The sequence below is a fragment of the Pseudomonas sp. FG35 genome, assembly GCF_057809295.1.
Map to the genome: position 1 here is coordinate 13,439 of NZ_JBMDJR010000011.1, position 14,490 is coordinate 27,928.

Here is a 14,490-nt window from a genome sequence, read left to right on the forward strand (position 1 = left end):
TTACTCGGCGGTATGAGCGGCGATGGCGCAGGCGGGTTTGCCGGCAGCGTATTTAAGACTGGGATCGACCAGCGCATCGAAGCGTTTCAACGCCTCGGAGCCGATCAAAAGCGGGTATTGGAACGCACTACGGTCGGTCAGGTTCACTTCGATGCTGCGCATTGCCGAACCCATGCAGATGTCCAGCTCGATCACCGGGCGGGCGGTGTACTTCTTGCCTTCTTCCGGGTCGTAGTCGCCGGCGCGGCGCTTGATCTTGCTGACCCGGGCCAGCGGCCGTTCGATCGGGTGCGAATGCGCGGCGTCGATGGCCAGGTAGAAACGTACCCAGGACTCGCCGTTGCGTTTGAAGCGTTTGATGTCGCGGGCGCTCAGGGAGGCGGTTTTCGCCCCGGTGTCGAGTTTCGCCGCCACTTCCAGGTTGATCCCGTCGAGGGCAGCGTATTCGTTGAGGCCGTACACGGTCTTTTCCCCCGCCGCGGCGAGGCCGGGCAGGCAAAACAATGCAAAGAATGTGGGGAAGGGCTTGAGTCTCATAAATCCTGGCGAGCAGCGTTCCGTTCTCGGTTCAGGGCCATGGCATCAGGAAATCCTGTCTGCCCATGCGCCTTCGTGTGCCTATCAGCTTTTTATGACAAGCCGTGCAAATGACTCGCAAATGCGGGCGGCATTCTAGCACGGTGGTTTTATGGCGCCAGCGCCGGTGCCGGTCTATAACCCTTGGGGCTGATATGAAGGCTTATTAGACGATTGTCGACAATCTGCATTTATCCTTTGACTGGTGTGAGCTGATTCGCTAGTTTTTGCCGCATTGGATTTTAAGGTGTCGACAATATGCTGGATCAACTCGATCCCCCGGTGATCAGCGGTGACGATTCCGAGACGCTCTCGGAAAACGTCTTCCGGCGCATTCAGGCGGCCATCGTCAAAGGTGAGATCGCCCCGGGCAGCAAGATCTCCGAGCCGGAACTGGCGCGCACCTACGGCATCAGCCGCGGGCCGCTGCGCGAGGCGATCCATCGACTGGAAGGCCAGCGCCTGCTGGTGCGCGTACCGCATGTCGGTGCGCGGGTGGTGTCGCTGAGCCACGCCGAATTGCTAGAACTCTACGAAATCCGTGAATCCCTCGAAGGCATGGCCTGCCGTTTGGCGGCCGAGCGCATGAGCGTCGAAGAAATCGACGAACTGCGCCGGGTGCTGGAAACCCACGAACGCGATGCAGCGTTCCAGGCCGGGGTCGGCTACTACCAGCAGGAAGGCGATTTCGACTTTCACTACCGGATCATCCAGGGCAGCGGCAACCGCACCCTCACGCAAATGCTCTGCGGCGAGCTCTATCAACTGGTGCGCATGTACCGCATCCAGTTTTCCACCACGCCCAACCGCCCGCGCCAGGCCTTTGCCGAACACCACCGGATTCTCGATGCCATCGCCGACCGTGACGGCGAGCTGGCGGAATTGTTGATGCGCCGTCACATCGGCGCCTCGAAACGCAACATCGCCCGTCACTACCAGGACGGCGCCGACAATAAGACAGCCACTGAACGAGGTGAGTCATGAGTTCCAACAAGAGCACTCCAGGCCAGCGTTTCCGCGATGCGGTCGCCAGCGAACATCCGCTGCAAGTGGTCGGCGCGATCAACGCCAACCACGCGCTGCTGGCCAAGCGCGCCGGTTTCAAGGCGATCTACCTGTCGGGTGGCGGGGTGGCGGCCGGCTCCCTCGGCGTGCCGGACCTGGGCATCACCGGCCTGGATGACGTGCTGACAGACGTGCGCCGCATCACCGACGTCTGCGACCTGCCGCTGCTGGTGGACGTGGACACCGGTTTCGGAGCCTCGGCGTTCAACGTGGCCCGCACCGTCAAGTCGATGATCAAGTTCGGCGCGGCGGCGATTCACATCGAAGACCAGGTCGGCGCCAAGCGCTGCGGCCACCGTCCGAACAAAGAAATCGTGACCCAGCAGGAAATGGTCGACCGCATCAAGGCCGCCGTCGATGCCCGCACCGACGACAGCTTCGTGATCATGGCCCGCACCGATGCGCTGGCCGTTGAGGGTCTGGAATCGGCACTGGATCGCGCCGCCGCGTGCATCGAGGCCGGCGCCGACATGATCTTCCCGGAAGCCATCACTGAGCTTGAGATGTACAAGCTGTTCGCCAGCCGCGTGAAAGCGCCGATTCTGGCCAACATCACCGAATTCGGCTCGACGCCGCTGTACACCACCGAGCAACTGGCGGGCGCCGACGTTTCGCTGGTGCTGTACCCGCTATCGGCGTTCCGCGCGATGAACAAGGCTGCGGAAAACGTCTACACCGCGATCCGCCGCGACGGCACCCAACAGAATGTCATCGACACCATGCAGACTCGCATGGAGCTTTACGATCGCATCGATTACCACACCTTCGAGCAGAAGCTCGACGCGTTGTTTGCGGCGAAGAAGTAAGCCGCAACCGTACTCCCTAATAAATTCAAGATTGGAGACAACAATGGCCGAAGCAAAAGTACTCAGTGGCGCCGGGCTCCGGGGCCAGGTCGCCGGGCAAACCGCACTGTCCACCGTGGGCCAGGCCGGTGCCGGGCTGACCTATCGCGGCTACGACGTGCGCGAACTGGCAGCCGACGCACAATTTGAAGAGGTGGCGTACCTGCTGCTCTACGGGGAGCTGCCGACCAAGGCGCAACTCGCCGACTATCAAGGCAAGCTGAGCAAGCTGCGCGACCTGCCGCAAGCGCTGAAAGAAGTGCTGGAGCGCATCCCCGCCGACGCCCACCCGATGGACGTGATGCGCACCGGTTGCTCGTTCCTTGGCAACATCGAGCCGGAGAAAGACTTCTCCGAGCAACGCGACAAGACCGACCGCCTGCTGGCCGCGTTTCCGGCGATCATGTGCTACTGGTATCGCTTCAGCCACGACGGCAAACGCATCAACTGCGTGAGCGACGAGCCGTCCATCGGCGGCCACTTCCTGCACCTGCTGCACGACAAGAAGCCGAGCGAGCTGCACGTCAAAGTGATGAACGTGTCGCTGATCCTCTACGCCGAGCACGAATTCAACGCCTCGACCTTCACCGCTCGGGTGTGTGCTTCGACCTTGTCCGATCTGTATTCCTGCGTCACGGCGGCCATCGGCTCGCTGCGCGGCCCGCTGCATGGCGGCGCCAACGAAGCGGCGATGGAAATGATCGAGCGCTTCTCGTCGCCGGAAGAGGCGATCAAGGGCACCCTCCGCATGCTCGAGCGCAAGGACAAGATCATGGGCTTCGGCCACGCGATCTATAAGGACAGCGATCCGCGCAACGAGGTGATCAAGGGCTGGTCGAAAAAACTCGCCGACGAAGTGGGCGACAAGGTGTTGTTCGCGGTTTCGGAAGCCATCGACAAGACCATGTGGGAACAGAAGAAACTGTTCCCCAACGCCGATTTCTACCATGCCTCGGCGTATCACTTCATGGGCATCCCGACCAAGCTGTTCACCCCGATCTTCGTCTGCTCGCGCCTGACCGGCTGGGCGGCGCACGTATTCGAACAGCGCGCCAACAACCGCATCATCCGTCCAAGCGCCGAGTACACCGGCGTCGAACAGCGCAAGTTCGTGCCCATCGAACAGCGCTGACCGGGGAGGGCGCCGGCACAGGCGCCCCCTCTTTGAAACTACCGTGACCGAGTCCTGACCGATGAACACAGAATTTCGCAAGAACCTGCCCGGCACGCCGCTGGACTTCTTCGACGTCCGCGCGGCAGTCGATGCGATCCAGCCGGGCAGCTACGACACCCTGCCGTACACCTCTCGCGTGCTGGCGGAAAACCTCGTGCGGCGCTGCGACCCGGCCACGCTCACCGATTCCCTGAAACAGCTGATCGAGCGCAAACGCGACCTCGACTTCCCGTGGTTCCCGGCCCGCGTGGTGTGCCACGACATTCTCGGCCAGACCGCGCTGGTGGACCTGGCCGGCCTGCGCGACGCGATTGCCCAGCAGGGCGGCGACCCGGCGCAGGTCAACCCGGTGGTGCCGACGCAACTCATCGTCGACCACTCGCTGGCGGTGGAGGCGGGCGGTTTTGACGCCCAGGCGTTCGAGAAGAACCGCGCCATCGAAGACCGTCGCAACGAAGACCGTTTCCACTTCATCAACTGGACCAAGAAGGCGTTCAAGAACGTCGACGTCATCCCGCCGGGCAACGGCATCATGCACCAGATCAATCTGGAGAAAATGTCTCCGGTGATCCAGGTGCGCGACGGCGTGGCGTTCCCGGATACCTGCGTCGGCACCGACAGCCACACCCCGCACGTTGATGCGCTGGGCGTGATCGCCATCGGCGTCGGTGGGCTTGAAGCCGAGAGCGTGATGCTCGGCCGCGCCTCGTGGATGCGCCTGCCGGAAAGCGTCGGCGTCGAACTGACCGGCAAGCTGCAACCGGGCATCACCGCCACCGACATGGTGCTGGCGCTGACCGAATATCTGCGCAAACAGAAAGTGGTCGGCGCATGGCTGGAGTTTTTCGGCGAAGGTGCTTCCGCGCTGACCCTCGGCGACCGCGCGACCATCTCCAACATGGCCCCGGAATACGGCGCCACCGCGGCGATGTTCTACATCGACCAGCAGACCATCGATTACCTGAAACTCACCGGTCGCGAAGACCAGCAAGTGCAACTGGTCGAGCAATACGCCAAGCAGATCGGCCTGTGGGCCGACAGCCTGAAAGGCGCGCAATACGAGCGCGGCCTGACCTTCGATCTGTCTTCGGTGGTGCGCAACATGGCCGGCCCGAGCAACCCGCACGCTCGCGTGGCGGTGTCGGATCTGGCGGCCAAAGGCATCGCCGGTCAGTGGGAAGAAGTGCCGGGGCAAATGCCTGACGGCGCGGTGATCATCGCCGCCATCACCAGTTGCACCAACACCAGCAACCCGCGCAACGTGATTGCCGCCGGCCTGCTGGCGCGCAACGCCAACAAGCTCGGGCTGACCCGCAAGCCATGGGTCAAGTCGTCGCTGGCGCCGGGTTCGAAAACCGTGGCGCTGTACCTCGATGAAGCGGGGCTGACCACGGAGCTGGAGCAGCTCGGTTTCGGCGTTGTCGCGTTTGCCTGCACCACCTGCAACGGCATGTCCGGCGCGCTGGATCCGGTGATCCAGCAAGAGATCATCGACCGCGACCTGTACGCCACTGCTGTGCTGTCCGGTAACCGTAACTTCGACGGGCGGATTCACCCGTACGCCAAGCAGGCGTTCCTCGCTTCGCCGCCGCTGGTGGTGGCCTACGCGATCGCCGGCACCATTCGTTTCGATATCGAGAAAGATGTGCTGGGCGTGGTCGACGGCAAGGAAATCCGCCTGAAAGACATCTGGCCGAGCGACGAAGAAATCGACGCGGTGGTGAAATCTTCGGTCAAGCCTGAGCAGTTCCGTCAGGTCTACATCCCGATGTTCGCCATTCATGAAGACACCGGCCCGAAAGTCACGCCGCTGTACGACTGGCGCGAAATGAGCACCTACATCCGCCGTCCGCCGTACTGGGAAGGCGCGCTGGCCGGGGCACGTCCGCTCAAAGGCATGCGCCCGCTGGCGGTGTTGCCGGACAACATCACCACCGATCACCTGTCGCCGTCGAACGCGATCATGCTCGACAGCGCCGCCGGTGAGTACCTGGCGAAAATGGGCCTGCCGGAAGAGGACTTCAACTCTTACGCGACCCACCGGGGCGACCACTTGACCGCACAGCGCGCGACCTTCGCCAACCCGAAACTGTTCAACGAAATGGTCGTGGAAAACGGCAAGGTCAGGCAGGGCTCGCTGGCCCGTGTCGAGCCGGAGGGCAAAGTGATGCGCATGTGGGAAGCCATCGAAACCTACATGGAGCGCAAGCAGCCGCTGATCATCATCGCCGGCGCCGACTACGGCCAGGGCTCGTCCCGCGACTGGGCGGCCAAAGGCGTGCGTCTGGCGGGGGTGGAAGCGATTGCCGCCGAAGGTTTCGAGCGCATTCACCGCACCAACCTGGTGGGCATGGGCGTGTTGCCACTGGAATTCAAACCGGGCACTGACCGCAAGACTCTGGGCATCGACGGCAGTGAAACCTACGACGTGATCGGTGAGCGCACGCCGCGCGCCGACCTGACGCTGGTGATCCATCGCAAGAACGGCGAACGCGTCGACGTGCCGGTGACCTGTCGCCTCGACACCGCCGAAGAAGTGTCGATCTACGAGGCTGGCGGCGTGTTGCAGCGCTTCGCTCAGGACTTCCTCGAAGAGTCGGCGGTTGCCGTTTAAATCAACTGATGTGGGCATGGGACTTCAAGTCCCATGTCTTCGTTAAGGAGCACCATGGCTCACGCACCGCAAATAAAAATCCCCGCCACCTACATGCGTGGTGGCACCAGCAAAGGCGTGTTTTTCAGCCTCAAGGAGCTGCCCGAAGCCGCGCAGATTCCCGGCCCGGCCCGCGATGCGCTGTTGCTGCGGGTCATCGGCAGCCCTGATCCGTACGACAAGCAGATCGACGGCATGGGCGGCGCCACCTCGAGCACCAGCAAAACCGTAATCCTGTCGAAAAGCATCAAGGCCGATCACGACGTCGATTACCTGTTCGGTCAGGTGTCGATCGACAAGCCGTTTGTGGACTGGAGTGGCAACTGCGGCAACCTGTCGGCGGCGGTCGGCTCGTTTGCCATCAGCAACGGTCTGGTGGACGCCAGTCGCATTCCGCACAACGGTGTGGCGGTGGTTCGCGTGTGGCAGGCCAACATCGGCAAAACCATCATTGCCCATGTGCCAATCACCAACGGCGAAGTCCAGGAAACCGGCGATTTCGAACTCGACGGCGTGACCTTTCCGGCCGCCGAAGTCCAGGTCGAATTCATGGACCCGGCGGCGGAAGAAGAGGGCGGCGGTGGCTCGATGTTCCCCACCGGCAACCTGATCGACGAGCTGGAAGTTCCGGGTGTCGGTACGTTCAAGGCGACCATGATCAATGCAGGGATCCCGACGATCTTCGTCAACGCCGAAGACATCGGTTACACCGGTACTGAATTGCAGAGCGCGATCAACAGCGATCCGAAAGCGTTGCAGATGTTTGAGACCATTCGTGCCTACGGTGCTTTGCGTATGGGGCTGATTTCCAGTCTGGATGAAGCGGCCAGGCGTCAGCACACGCCTAAGGTAGCGTTCGTCGCCAAGCCTGCGGATTACGTCGCGTCCAGTGGCAAAGCCATTGGCGCCGGGGATGTGGATTTGCTGGTGCGGGCGTTGTCGATGGGCAAGCTGCACCACGCGATGATGGGGACGGCGGCAGTGGCGATTGGTACCGCAGCAGCTATCTCCGGCACCTTGGTGAATCTGGCGGCTGGTGGTGTGGAGCGGAATGCTGTGCGCTTTGGACATCCGTCCGGAACCCTGCGCGTGGGGGCTGAGGCCAGCCTGGAAAACGGTGAGTGGGTCGTGAAGAAGGCGATCATGAGCCGCAGTGCGCGCGTCCTGATGGAAGGTTACGTGCGCGTTCCTGGCGACTCTTTTTAAGATCAAGAGCCTACCCTCACCCCAGCCCTCTCCCGGAGGGAGAGGGGGCTGACCGAGTTGTAATTAGATGTCCTGCGACCTGAAGCATCTTGGCGATTATGGATTCACAGAAAGACGTTCAGGTCGGCGTAACGCTTGAATATCCCCCATTCGGACCCCTCTCCCCCCGGGAGAGGGCTAGGGTGAGGGCAACAATCCAACTGAAGAAACACCCCAAAGCAGACACCCACGATCTGCTCTAAACAAAAAAACAACCAGCCCCTGAGGAAGACCCCACCACTCATCATTCCCCACCAGGAGAACCGCAATGAGCGCCAACGTCGACCTGAACAACCGCCCCGACTACGACCATGTCCTGCAGGATATCGCCGATTACGTCCTCAGCTACAAAATCACATCCGCCGAAGCCCTCGACACCGCCCGCAACTGCCTGATGGACACCCTGGGCTGCGGCCTGCTGGCCCTGCGTTTCCCCGAATGCACCAAACACCTTGGCCCAATCGTCGAAGGCACCGTCGTCCCATTCGGCGCCCGAGTCCCTGGCACCTCCTATCGCCTCGACCCAGTGAAAGCGGCGTGGGACATCGGTTGCATCGTGCGCTGGCTCGATTACAACGACACCTGGCTCGCCGCCGAATGGGGCCATCCGTCGGACAACCTCGGTGGGATTCTCGCGGTGGCCGATCACCTGTCGCAAAAGCGTCTGGCCAACGGCGAAGCGCCGCTGACCGTGCGCGATGTACTTGAAGCCATGATCATGGCCCACGAAATCCAGGGCGTGATCGCGCTGGAGAACTCCTTCAATCGCGTAGGCCTCGACCATGTCATTCTGGTGAAAGTCGCCTCGACCGCCGTGACCGCCAAGCTGATGGGCGCCAACCGTGAGCAGTTGTTATCGGCGTTGTCTCACGCGTTCGCCGACGGCCAGGCATTGCGCACTTACCGCCATGCACCAAACGCCGGCTCGCGTAAATCCTGGGCGGCAGGGGATGCATCGAGCCGGGGCGTGCGGCTGGCGGATATCGCGATGCGCGGCGAAATGGGCATTCCCGGCGTCTTGAGTGCCAGACAGTGGGGCTTTTACGACGTTCTGTTCAGCCACACCAACAACGATCTGGCGCTCAAACCCGAAGACAAACGCACCTTCAGCTTCTCGCGACCGTTCGGCAGTTACGTGATGGAAAACGTGCTGTTCAAGATCAGCTTCCCCGCCGAGTTTCACGCGCAAACCGCCTGCGAGGCCGCCGTGACCCTGCATCCGCAGGTACGCAATCGTCTGCATGAAATTGATCGGATCGTCATCACTACCCACGAGTCGGCGATCCGCATCATTTCCAAGGTCGGGCCGTTGGCCAATGCCGCCGACCGCGATCACTGCCTCCAGTACATGACCGCCGTGCCGCTGGCGTTCGGCAATCTGGTAGCGGAGCAGTACGAGGATGATTTCCACAAGGCCCATCCGATCATCGATGTGCTGCGCGAGAAAATGGTCATCGTCGAAGATCCGCGCTTCACCCGTGAATATCTGGAGGCCGACAAACGCTCGATTGCCAACGCGGTGCAGGTGTTTTTCAAGGACGGTTCGAGCACGGAAAACGTGGTGGTGGAATACCCGATCGGCCATCGCCGGCGTCGCGCCGAGGGCATTCCATTGCTGGAGGACAAGTTCAGGGCAAATCTGGCCACCCGTTTCACCGGGCAGCGCAGCGGGGAGATTCTTGCGCTGTGCAAGGATTCGGCGCGGCTTGAAGCCACGCCGGTGAATCGGTTTATGGATTTATTGGTTATTTGAAGCGCCGCTCCACGCCTTTTTCCACGAGGATCTTCGCGGAGATTTCTTCAACGGAGAAATGCGTGGAGTTGATGTGCGGAATGTTCTCGCGGCGGAACAGGTTTTCCACTTCGCGCACTTCGAACTCGCACTGGGCGTAGCTCGAATAGCGGCTGTTGGGCTTGCGTTCGTTGCGGATCGCGGTGAGGCGGTCCGGATCGATAGTCAGGCCGAACAGCTTGTGCTGGTGAGCACGCAGGGCGGCCGGCAGTTGCAGGCGTTCCATGTCGTCTTCGGTCAGCGGGTAGTTGGCCGCACGGATGCCGAACTGCATCGCCATGTACAGACACGTCGGCGTCTTACCACAACGCGACACGCCCACTAGTATCAGGTCGGCCTTGTCGTAATAGTGGGTGCGGGCGCCGTCGTCGTTGTCGAGGGCGAAGTTCACCGCCTCGATCCGCTCCATGTAATTGGAGTTGTGGCCGATGGAGTGGGATTTGCCGACGGTGTAGGAAGAATGCTCGGTCAGTTCCTGCTCGAGCGGGGCGAGGAACGTCGAGAAAATGTCGATCATGAAACCATTGGAGGTTGCGAGAATCTCACGGATGTCCTGGTTGACGATGGTGTCGAAGATGATCGGCCGGAAACCGTCGGTTTCAGCGGCTTTGTTGATTTGTTGTACCATGGCCCGCGCTTTTTCAACGCTGTCGATGTACGGCCGCGTGAATTTGCTGAAGGTAATGTTTTCGAACTGCGCCAGAAGGCTTTGACCCAGGGTTTCGGCGGTGATGCCGGTGCCATCGGAGATAAAGAAAGCAGATCGTTTCATTTGCACCTTGGGCCTTAAGCTAGTGACGAATCTTGGATATGATAGGCGCGATTTGCCGGCCGCCATTGGCCCGCATTCTCACTTATTTTCCAGGTCCAGGCCATACAGCCGGCCAACGCTCCCCCGAGCCGCCGGTTTCTGAGCTTTTCCAACACAGTTAGTGGAGAGATCACCTTGGTAGAGTACGTAGTTTCCCTCGATAAGCTCGGCAAACACGATGTTGAGCATGTGGGGGGCAAGAACGCATCCCTGGGCGAGATGATCAGTAACCTGGCCGGTGCCGGTGTTTCGGTCCCCGGCGGCTTCGCCACCACGGCGCAGGCCTATCGTGATTTCCTGGAACTGAGCGGTCTGAACGATCAGATCCACAAGGCCCTCGATGCGCTGGACGTCGATGACGTCAATGCCCTGGCCAAGACCGGCGCCCAGATCCGCCAATGGATCATGGAAGCCGAATTCCCTGAAAAACTGAACACCGAGATCCGCACCGCGTTCGCCGCGCTGTCGGCCGGTAACCCTGACGTGGCCGTGGCCGTGCGTTCCTCCGCCACCGCCGAAGACTTGCCGGACGCTTCGTTCGCCGGTCAGCAGGAAACCTTCCTGAACATCCGTGGCGTGGAAAACGTCATCCGCGCGGCCAAGGAAGTGTTCGCTTCCCTGTTCAACGACCGCGCCATTTCCTACCGCGTGCACCAGGGCTTCGACCACAAGCTGGTCGCCCTGTCGGCCGGCGTGCAGCGCATGGTGCGTTCGGAAACCGGCACCGCCGGCGTGATGTTCACCCTCGATACCGAATCCGGCTTCCGTGACGTGGTGTTCATCACCGGCGCCTACGGCCTGGGCGAAACCGTCGTGCAAGGCGCGGTGAACCCGGACGAATTCTATGTCCACAAGGGCACGCTGGAGGCCGGTCGCCCGGCGATCCTGCGTCGCAACCTGGGCAGCAAGGCCATCAAGATGATCTACGGCGACGAGGCCAAGGCCGGTCGTTCCGTGAAAACCGTTGATGTCGACAAGGCCGAGCGCGCGCGTTTCTGCCTGACCGACGCTGAAGTCAGCGAGCTGGCCAAGCAGGCGATGATCATCGAGAAGCATTATGGCTGCCCGATGGACATCGAGTGGGCCAAGGACGGTGACGACGGCAAGCTGTACATCGTGCAGGCCCGTCCGGAAACCGTGAAAAGTCGCACCCAGGCCAACGTCATGGAACGTTACCTGCTGAAAGAAACCGGCACCGTGCTGGTGGAAGGTCGTGCCATCGGCCAGCGCATCGGCGCCGGCAAGGTGCGGATCATCAAGGACGTCTCCGAGATGGACAAGGTCCAGCCGGGAGACGTGCTGGTCTCCGACATGACCGACCCGGACTGGGAGCCGGTCATGAAGCGCGCCAGCGCCATCGTCACCAACCGTGGTGGCCGTACCTGCCACGCGGCGATCATCGCCCGTGAGCTGGGGATTCCTGCAGTCGTGGGTTGCGGCAACGCCACCCAACTGCTGAAGGATGGCCAAGGCGTGACCGTGTCCTGCGCCGAAGGCGACACCGGTTACATCTTCGAAGGCGAACTGGGCTTCGACATCAAGAAGAACTCCGTCGACGCCATGCCGGAGCTGCCGTTCAAGATCATGATGAACGTCGGCAACCCGGATCGCGCCTTCGACTTCGCGCAGCTACCGAACGCCGGTGTGGGCCTGGCCCGTCTGGAGTTCATCATCAACCGCATGATCGGCGTCCACCCGAAAGCGCTGTTGAACTACGACGGCCTGCCGCAGGACATCAAGGAAAGCGTCGACAAGCGCATCGCCGGTTACGACGATCCGGTCGGCTTCTATGTCGAGAAGCTGGTTGAAGGCATCAGCACCCTGGCCGCTGCGTTTGCACCGAAGAAGGTCATCGTGCGTCTGTCGGACTTCAAGTCCAACGAGTACGCCAACCTGATCGGCGGCAAGCTGTACGAGCCGGAAGAAGAAAACCCGATGCTGGGCTTCCGTGGCGCTTCGCGTTACATCAGTGAATCGTTCCGTGACTGCTTCGAACTCGAGTGCCGTGCGCTGAAACGCGTACGCAACGAGATGGGCCTGACCAACGTCGAAATCATGGTGCCGTTCGTCCGTACCCTCGGCGAAGCCAGCCAGGTGGTGGATCTGCTCGCCGAAAACGGCCTGGCCCGTGGCGACAACGGTCTGCGCGTGATCATGATGTGCGAACTGCCGTCCAACGCGATCCTGGCGGAAGAATTCCTCGAATTCTTCGATGGTTTCTCGATCGGCTCCAACGACCTGACTCAGCTGACACTGGGTCTGGACCGTGACTCCGGGATCATCGCGCACCTGTTCGACGAGCGTAATCCGGCGGTCAAGAAACTGCTGGCCAACGCGATTGCCGCGTGCAACAAGGCCGGCAAGTACATCGGCATCTGCGGTCAGGGTCCTTCGGACCACCCGGACCTGGCCAAGTGGCTGATGGAGCAGGGCATCGAAAGCGTGTCGCTGAACCCGGACACCGTGCTGGAAACCTGGTTCTTCCTTGCCGAAGGCCAGGCGGCGGAATAAGCCGTGAATGAAGCCCCGGCCCGTTGAACCGGGTCGGGGCTTTAAGATTGAAGTAGGGCGAGCTCTCCGGATGCCGCCCTTTTTTGTGCAAGAGCATTATGCAAAGCAGCAGCAACCTATTTCCTGTCGCCCTGATCAGCGCCGAGCGACGCGGTGATCTGAGCGAAGACGTTTATCGTTTGAAACCGGGCAACAGCCCTGACTGGTCCGTGGAAATCGCGGTGACCCGTCTCGGCATGGCCGATGAGCCGGCGTCGCGCGGCGTGCCGGTGATCTTGCTGCACGGCAGTTTTTCCAACCGGCGCTTCTGGTTTTCGCCAAAAGGCCTAGGCCTTGGCGCCTATCTGACGCGACTGGGCTTCGATGTGTGGATCCCGGAAATGCGCGGTCATGGCCTGTCCCAGCGCAACGAGGACTACCGCCGCAACCGGGTCGCCGACTATGCCCGTTACGATCTGCCGGCGATTGCCGCGTTCGTCCGTGAGCAGAGCGGGCAGATTCCGCACTGGATCGGCCACTCGCTGGGTGGCATCACGCTGGCAGCCGCGTTGGGCGGCGAATACCTCGGTGAGCCTGCGGTGGCGTCGGCGGCGTTTTTCGGCACCCAGGTCAGCCGCACCTACTGGCCGTTGAAGATTCCGCCGGTGGAATGGAGCGGGCGCTTCATTCTCAAGCGTTTTGCCCAGTTGTCCGGCTCGCGACTCAAGCGCGGCCCCGAGGACGAGCCGATCGGTCTGGCGCTGGAAAGCATGCGCTGGTACGGGCTGTTCGGTCGTTTCGGCGACAAGGACAAGGATTGGTGGGCAGGCCTGGCCGATGTGCAGGTGCCGGTGCTGGCGGTGAGCGCTGCGGGGGATCATCAGGATCCGGCCTGGGCCTGCCGGAAGCTGTTCGAACAGATTGGCTCCGAGCACAAGCAGTTCATCAATCTGGGCCGAGAGCAGGGCTTCAACGATCAGTTCGGCCATGTCGAAATGCTGGTCAGCAAGGCGGCGCAGGCTGAGGTCTGGCCGCTGGTGGCGCGCTGGCTGGCAGATCAGCACACGCCATTGCTTGGCGAGAAGCCGGATCTGGCGGCAGCGGTCTGAACGCGGCGCCCTGAAAAGGGCATTTCGTTCGCGTCGGCTTGCGGCTAAGATATGACGCATTGGACGGTTCTGGTCATATTTGGTGACTGTTTCGCTATTACGTTTCAGCTTGTGTTCAGGTTCGTTCAGCGACCATGACATGGGCTAAGGTAAACAGCGACCGCCGGAACTCGTTTCAAAAGAGTGCGACATCCTTGATCGTCTTCCTTGTTACAGGAGTTTTTCGATGAACCATTACCTTACGCCTGACCTGTGCGACGCCTATCCGGAGCTGGTTCAGGTGCTGGAACCGATGTTCAGCAATTTCGGCGGCCGTGATTCGTTCGGTGGCGAAATCGTGACCATCAAATGCTTCGAAGACAACTCGCTGGTCAAGGAACAAGCCGAGCTCAAGGGCAACGGCAAGGTGCTGGTGGTCGATGGCGGTGGCTCGCTGCGCTGCGCACTGCTGGGCGACATGATCGCCGAGAAAGCCGCGAAAAACGGTTGGGAAGGGCTGGTCATCTACGGCTGCATCCGTGATGTGGACGTCATCGCCCAGACCGATCTTGGCGTGCAGGCCCTGGCCAGCCATCCGAAAAAGACTGAAAAACGCGGTCTCGGCGACCTCAACGTGCCGGTGACCTTCGCGGGTGTGACCTTCCATCCCGGTCAGTACATCTATGCGGACAACAATGGCGTGATCATCTCGCCAAGTCCGTTGAAAATGCCTGAATAAATCGCGGTCATC

General features: G+C 61.3%; 11 protein-coding genes. 9 read left to right on the top strand and 2 right to left on the bottom strand.

Translation table 11 applies throughout. The features are described 5' to 3' along the window. Positions 1 to 537 carry a retropepsin-like aspartic peptidase RloA gene (rloA, locus tag ACODTD_RS21225; RefSeq protein WP_011333239.1) on the bottom strand — a complete coding sequence of 179 codons (537 nt, stop codon included), beginning with the start codon at positions 535 to 537 and terminating at the stop codon, positions 1 to 3. Between the two features lie 300 nt (positions 538 to 837). Between rloA and ACODTD_RS21230 the strand changes: the two genes are divergently transcribed. From ACODTD_RS21230 to prpD, 6 genes are all read left to right on the top strand, one after another. Continuing rightward, positions 838 to 1,560 (top strand): GntR family transcriptional regulator, encoded by a 723-nt coding sequence (locus ACODTD_RS21230; RefSeq protein WP_169432611.1) that lies wholly within the window; start codon positions 838 to 840, stop codon positions 1,558 to 1,560. Further along, positions 1,557 to 2,447, top strand: a complete 891-nt coding sequence (prpB, locus tag ACODTD_RS21235; RefSeq protein WP_007951973.1) for a methylisocitrate lyase — start codon at positions 1,557 to 1,559, stop codon at positions 2,445 to 2,447. The genes ACODTD_RS21230 and prpB overlap by 4 nt, the downstream gene beginning before the upstream one ends. A 43-nt stretch (positions 2,448 to 2,490) precedes the next feature. After that, positions 2,491 to 3,618, top strand: coding sequence for a bifunctional 2-methylcitrate synthase/citrate synthase (prpC, locus tag ACODTD_RS21240; protein WP_489105164.1), 1,128 nt, complete (start codon positions 2,491 to 2,493; stop codon positions 3,616 to 3,618). A 61-nt stretch (positions 3,619 to 3,679) separates the two neighbouring features. Continuing rightward, positions 3,680 to 6,274 (top strand): Fe/S-dependent 2-methylisocitrate dehydratase AcnD, encoded by a 2,595-nt coding sequence (acnD, locus tag ACODTD_RS21245; protein ID WP_489105165.1) that lies wholly within the window; start codon positions 3,680 to 3,682, stop codon positions 6,272 to 6,274. Between the two features lie 54 nt (positions 6,275 to 6,328). Beyond that, entirely contained in the window at positions 6,329 to 7,519 is a 1,191-nt protein-coding gene (gene prpF / locus ACODTD_RS21250; protein ID WP_489105166.1) for a 2-methylaconitate cis-trans isomerase PrpF, read from the top strand. A gap of 307 nt (positions 7,520 to 7,826) precedes the next feature. Further along, a complete protein-coding gene (prpD, locus tag ACODTD_RS21255; protein WP_011333244.1) occupies positions 7,827 to 9,311 on the top strand; it encodes a 2-methylcitrate dehydratase in 1,485 nt (494 codons plus the stop codon). On the opposite strand, the gene ppsR is transcribed toward prpD, so the two are convergent. Continuing rightward, the gene (gene ppsR, locus ACODTD_RS21260; RefSeq protein ID WP_011333245.1) at positions 9,304 to 10,122 is read right to left on the bottom strand and encodes a posphoenolpyruvate synthetase regulatory kinase/phosphorylase PpsR; all 819 of its coding nucleotides are present in this window, start codon (positions 10,120 to 10,122) and stop codon (positions 9,304 to 9,306) included. The two genes, prpD and ppsR, sit on opposite strands and share 8 nt — an antisense overlap. 174 nt (positions 10,123 to 10,296) lie before the next feature. On the opposite strand from ppsR, the gene ppsA reads away from it, so the two are divergent. From ppsA to rraA, 3 genes are all read left to right on the top strand, one after another. After that, complete coding sequence (gene ppsA, locus ACODTD_RS21265) at positions 10,297 to 12,672, top strand: phosphoenolpyruvate synthase (RefSeq protein ID WP_011333246.1); 2,376 nt, start codon at positions 10,297 to 10,299, stop codon at positions 12,670 to 12,672. 98 nt (positions 12,673 to 12,770) lie between these two features. Continuing rightward, complete coding sequence (locus tag ACODTD_RS21270) at positions 12,771 to 13,760, top strand: alpha/beta fold hydrolase (protein ID WP_011333247.1); 990 nt, start codon at positions 12,771 to 12,773, stop codon at positions 13,758 to 13,760. 226 nt (positions 13,761 to 13,986) lie between these two features. Further along, positions 13,987 to 14,478 (top strand): ribonuclease E activity regulator RraA, encoded by a 492-nt coding sequence (rraA, locus tag ACODTD_RS21275; RefSeq protein WP_011333248.1) that lies wholly within the window; start codon positions 13,987 to 13,989, stop codon positions 14,476 to 14,478. Positions 14,479 to 14,490: the final 12 nt, after the last annotated feature.

Coding starts and splice junctions, on each gene's coding strand:
- rloA (WP_011333239.1), bottom strand. CDS start 537: ATGAGACTCAAGCCCTTCCCCACATTCTTTGCATTGTTTTGCCTGCCC.
- prpB (WP_007951973.1), top strand. CDS start 1,557: ATGAGTTCCAACAAGAGCACTCCAGGCCAGCGTTTCCGCGATGCGGTC.
- prpC (WP_489105164.1), top strand. CDS start 2,491: ATGGCCGAAGCAAAAGTACTCAGTGGCGCCGGGCTCCGGGGCCAGGTC.
- acnD (WP_489105165.1), top strand. CDS start 3,680: ATGAACACAGAATTTCGCAAGAACCTGCCCGGCACGCCGCTGGACTTC.
- prpF (WP_489105166.1), top strand. CDS start 6,329: ATGGCTCACGCACCGCAAATAAAAATCCCCGCCACCTACATGCGTGGT.
- prpD (WP_011333244.1), top strand. CDS start 7,827: ATGAGCGCCAACGTCGACCTGAACAACCGCCCCGACTACGACCATGTC.
- ppsR (WP_011333245.1), bottom strand. CDS start 10,122: ATGAAACGATCTGCTTTCTTTATCTCCGATGGCACCGGCATCACCGCC.
- ACODTD_RS21270 (WP_011333247.1), top strand. CDS start 12,771: ATGCAAAGCAGCAGCAACCTATTTCCTGTCGCCCTGATCAGCGCCGAG.
- rraA (WP_011333248.1), top strand. CDS start 13,987: ATGAACCATTACCTTACGCCTGACCTGTGCGACGCCTATCCGGAGCTG.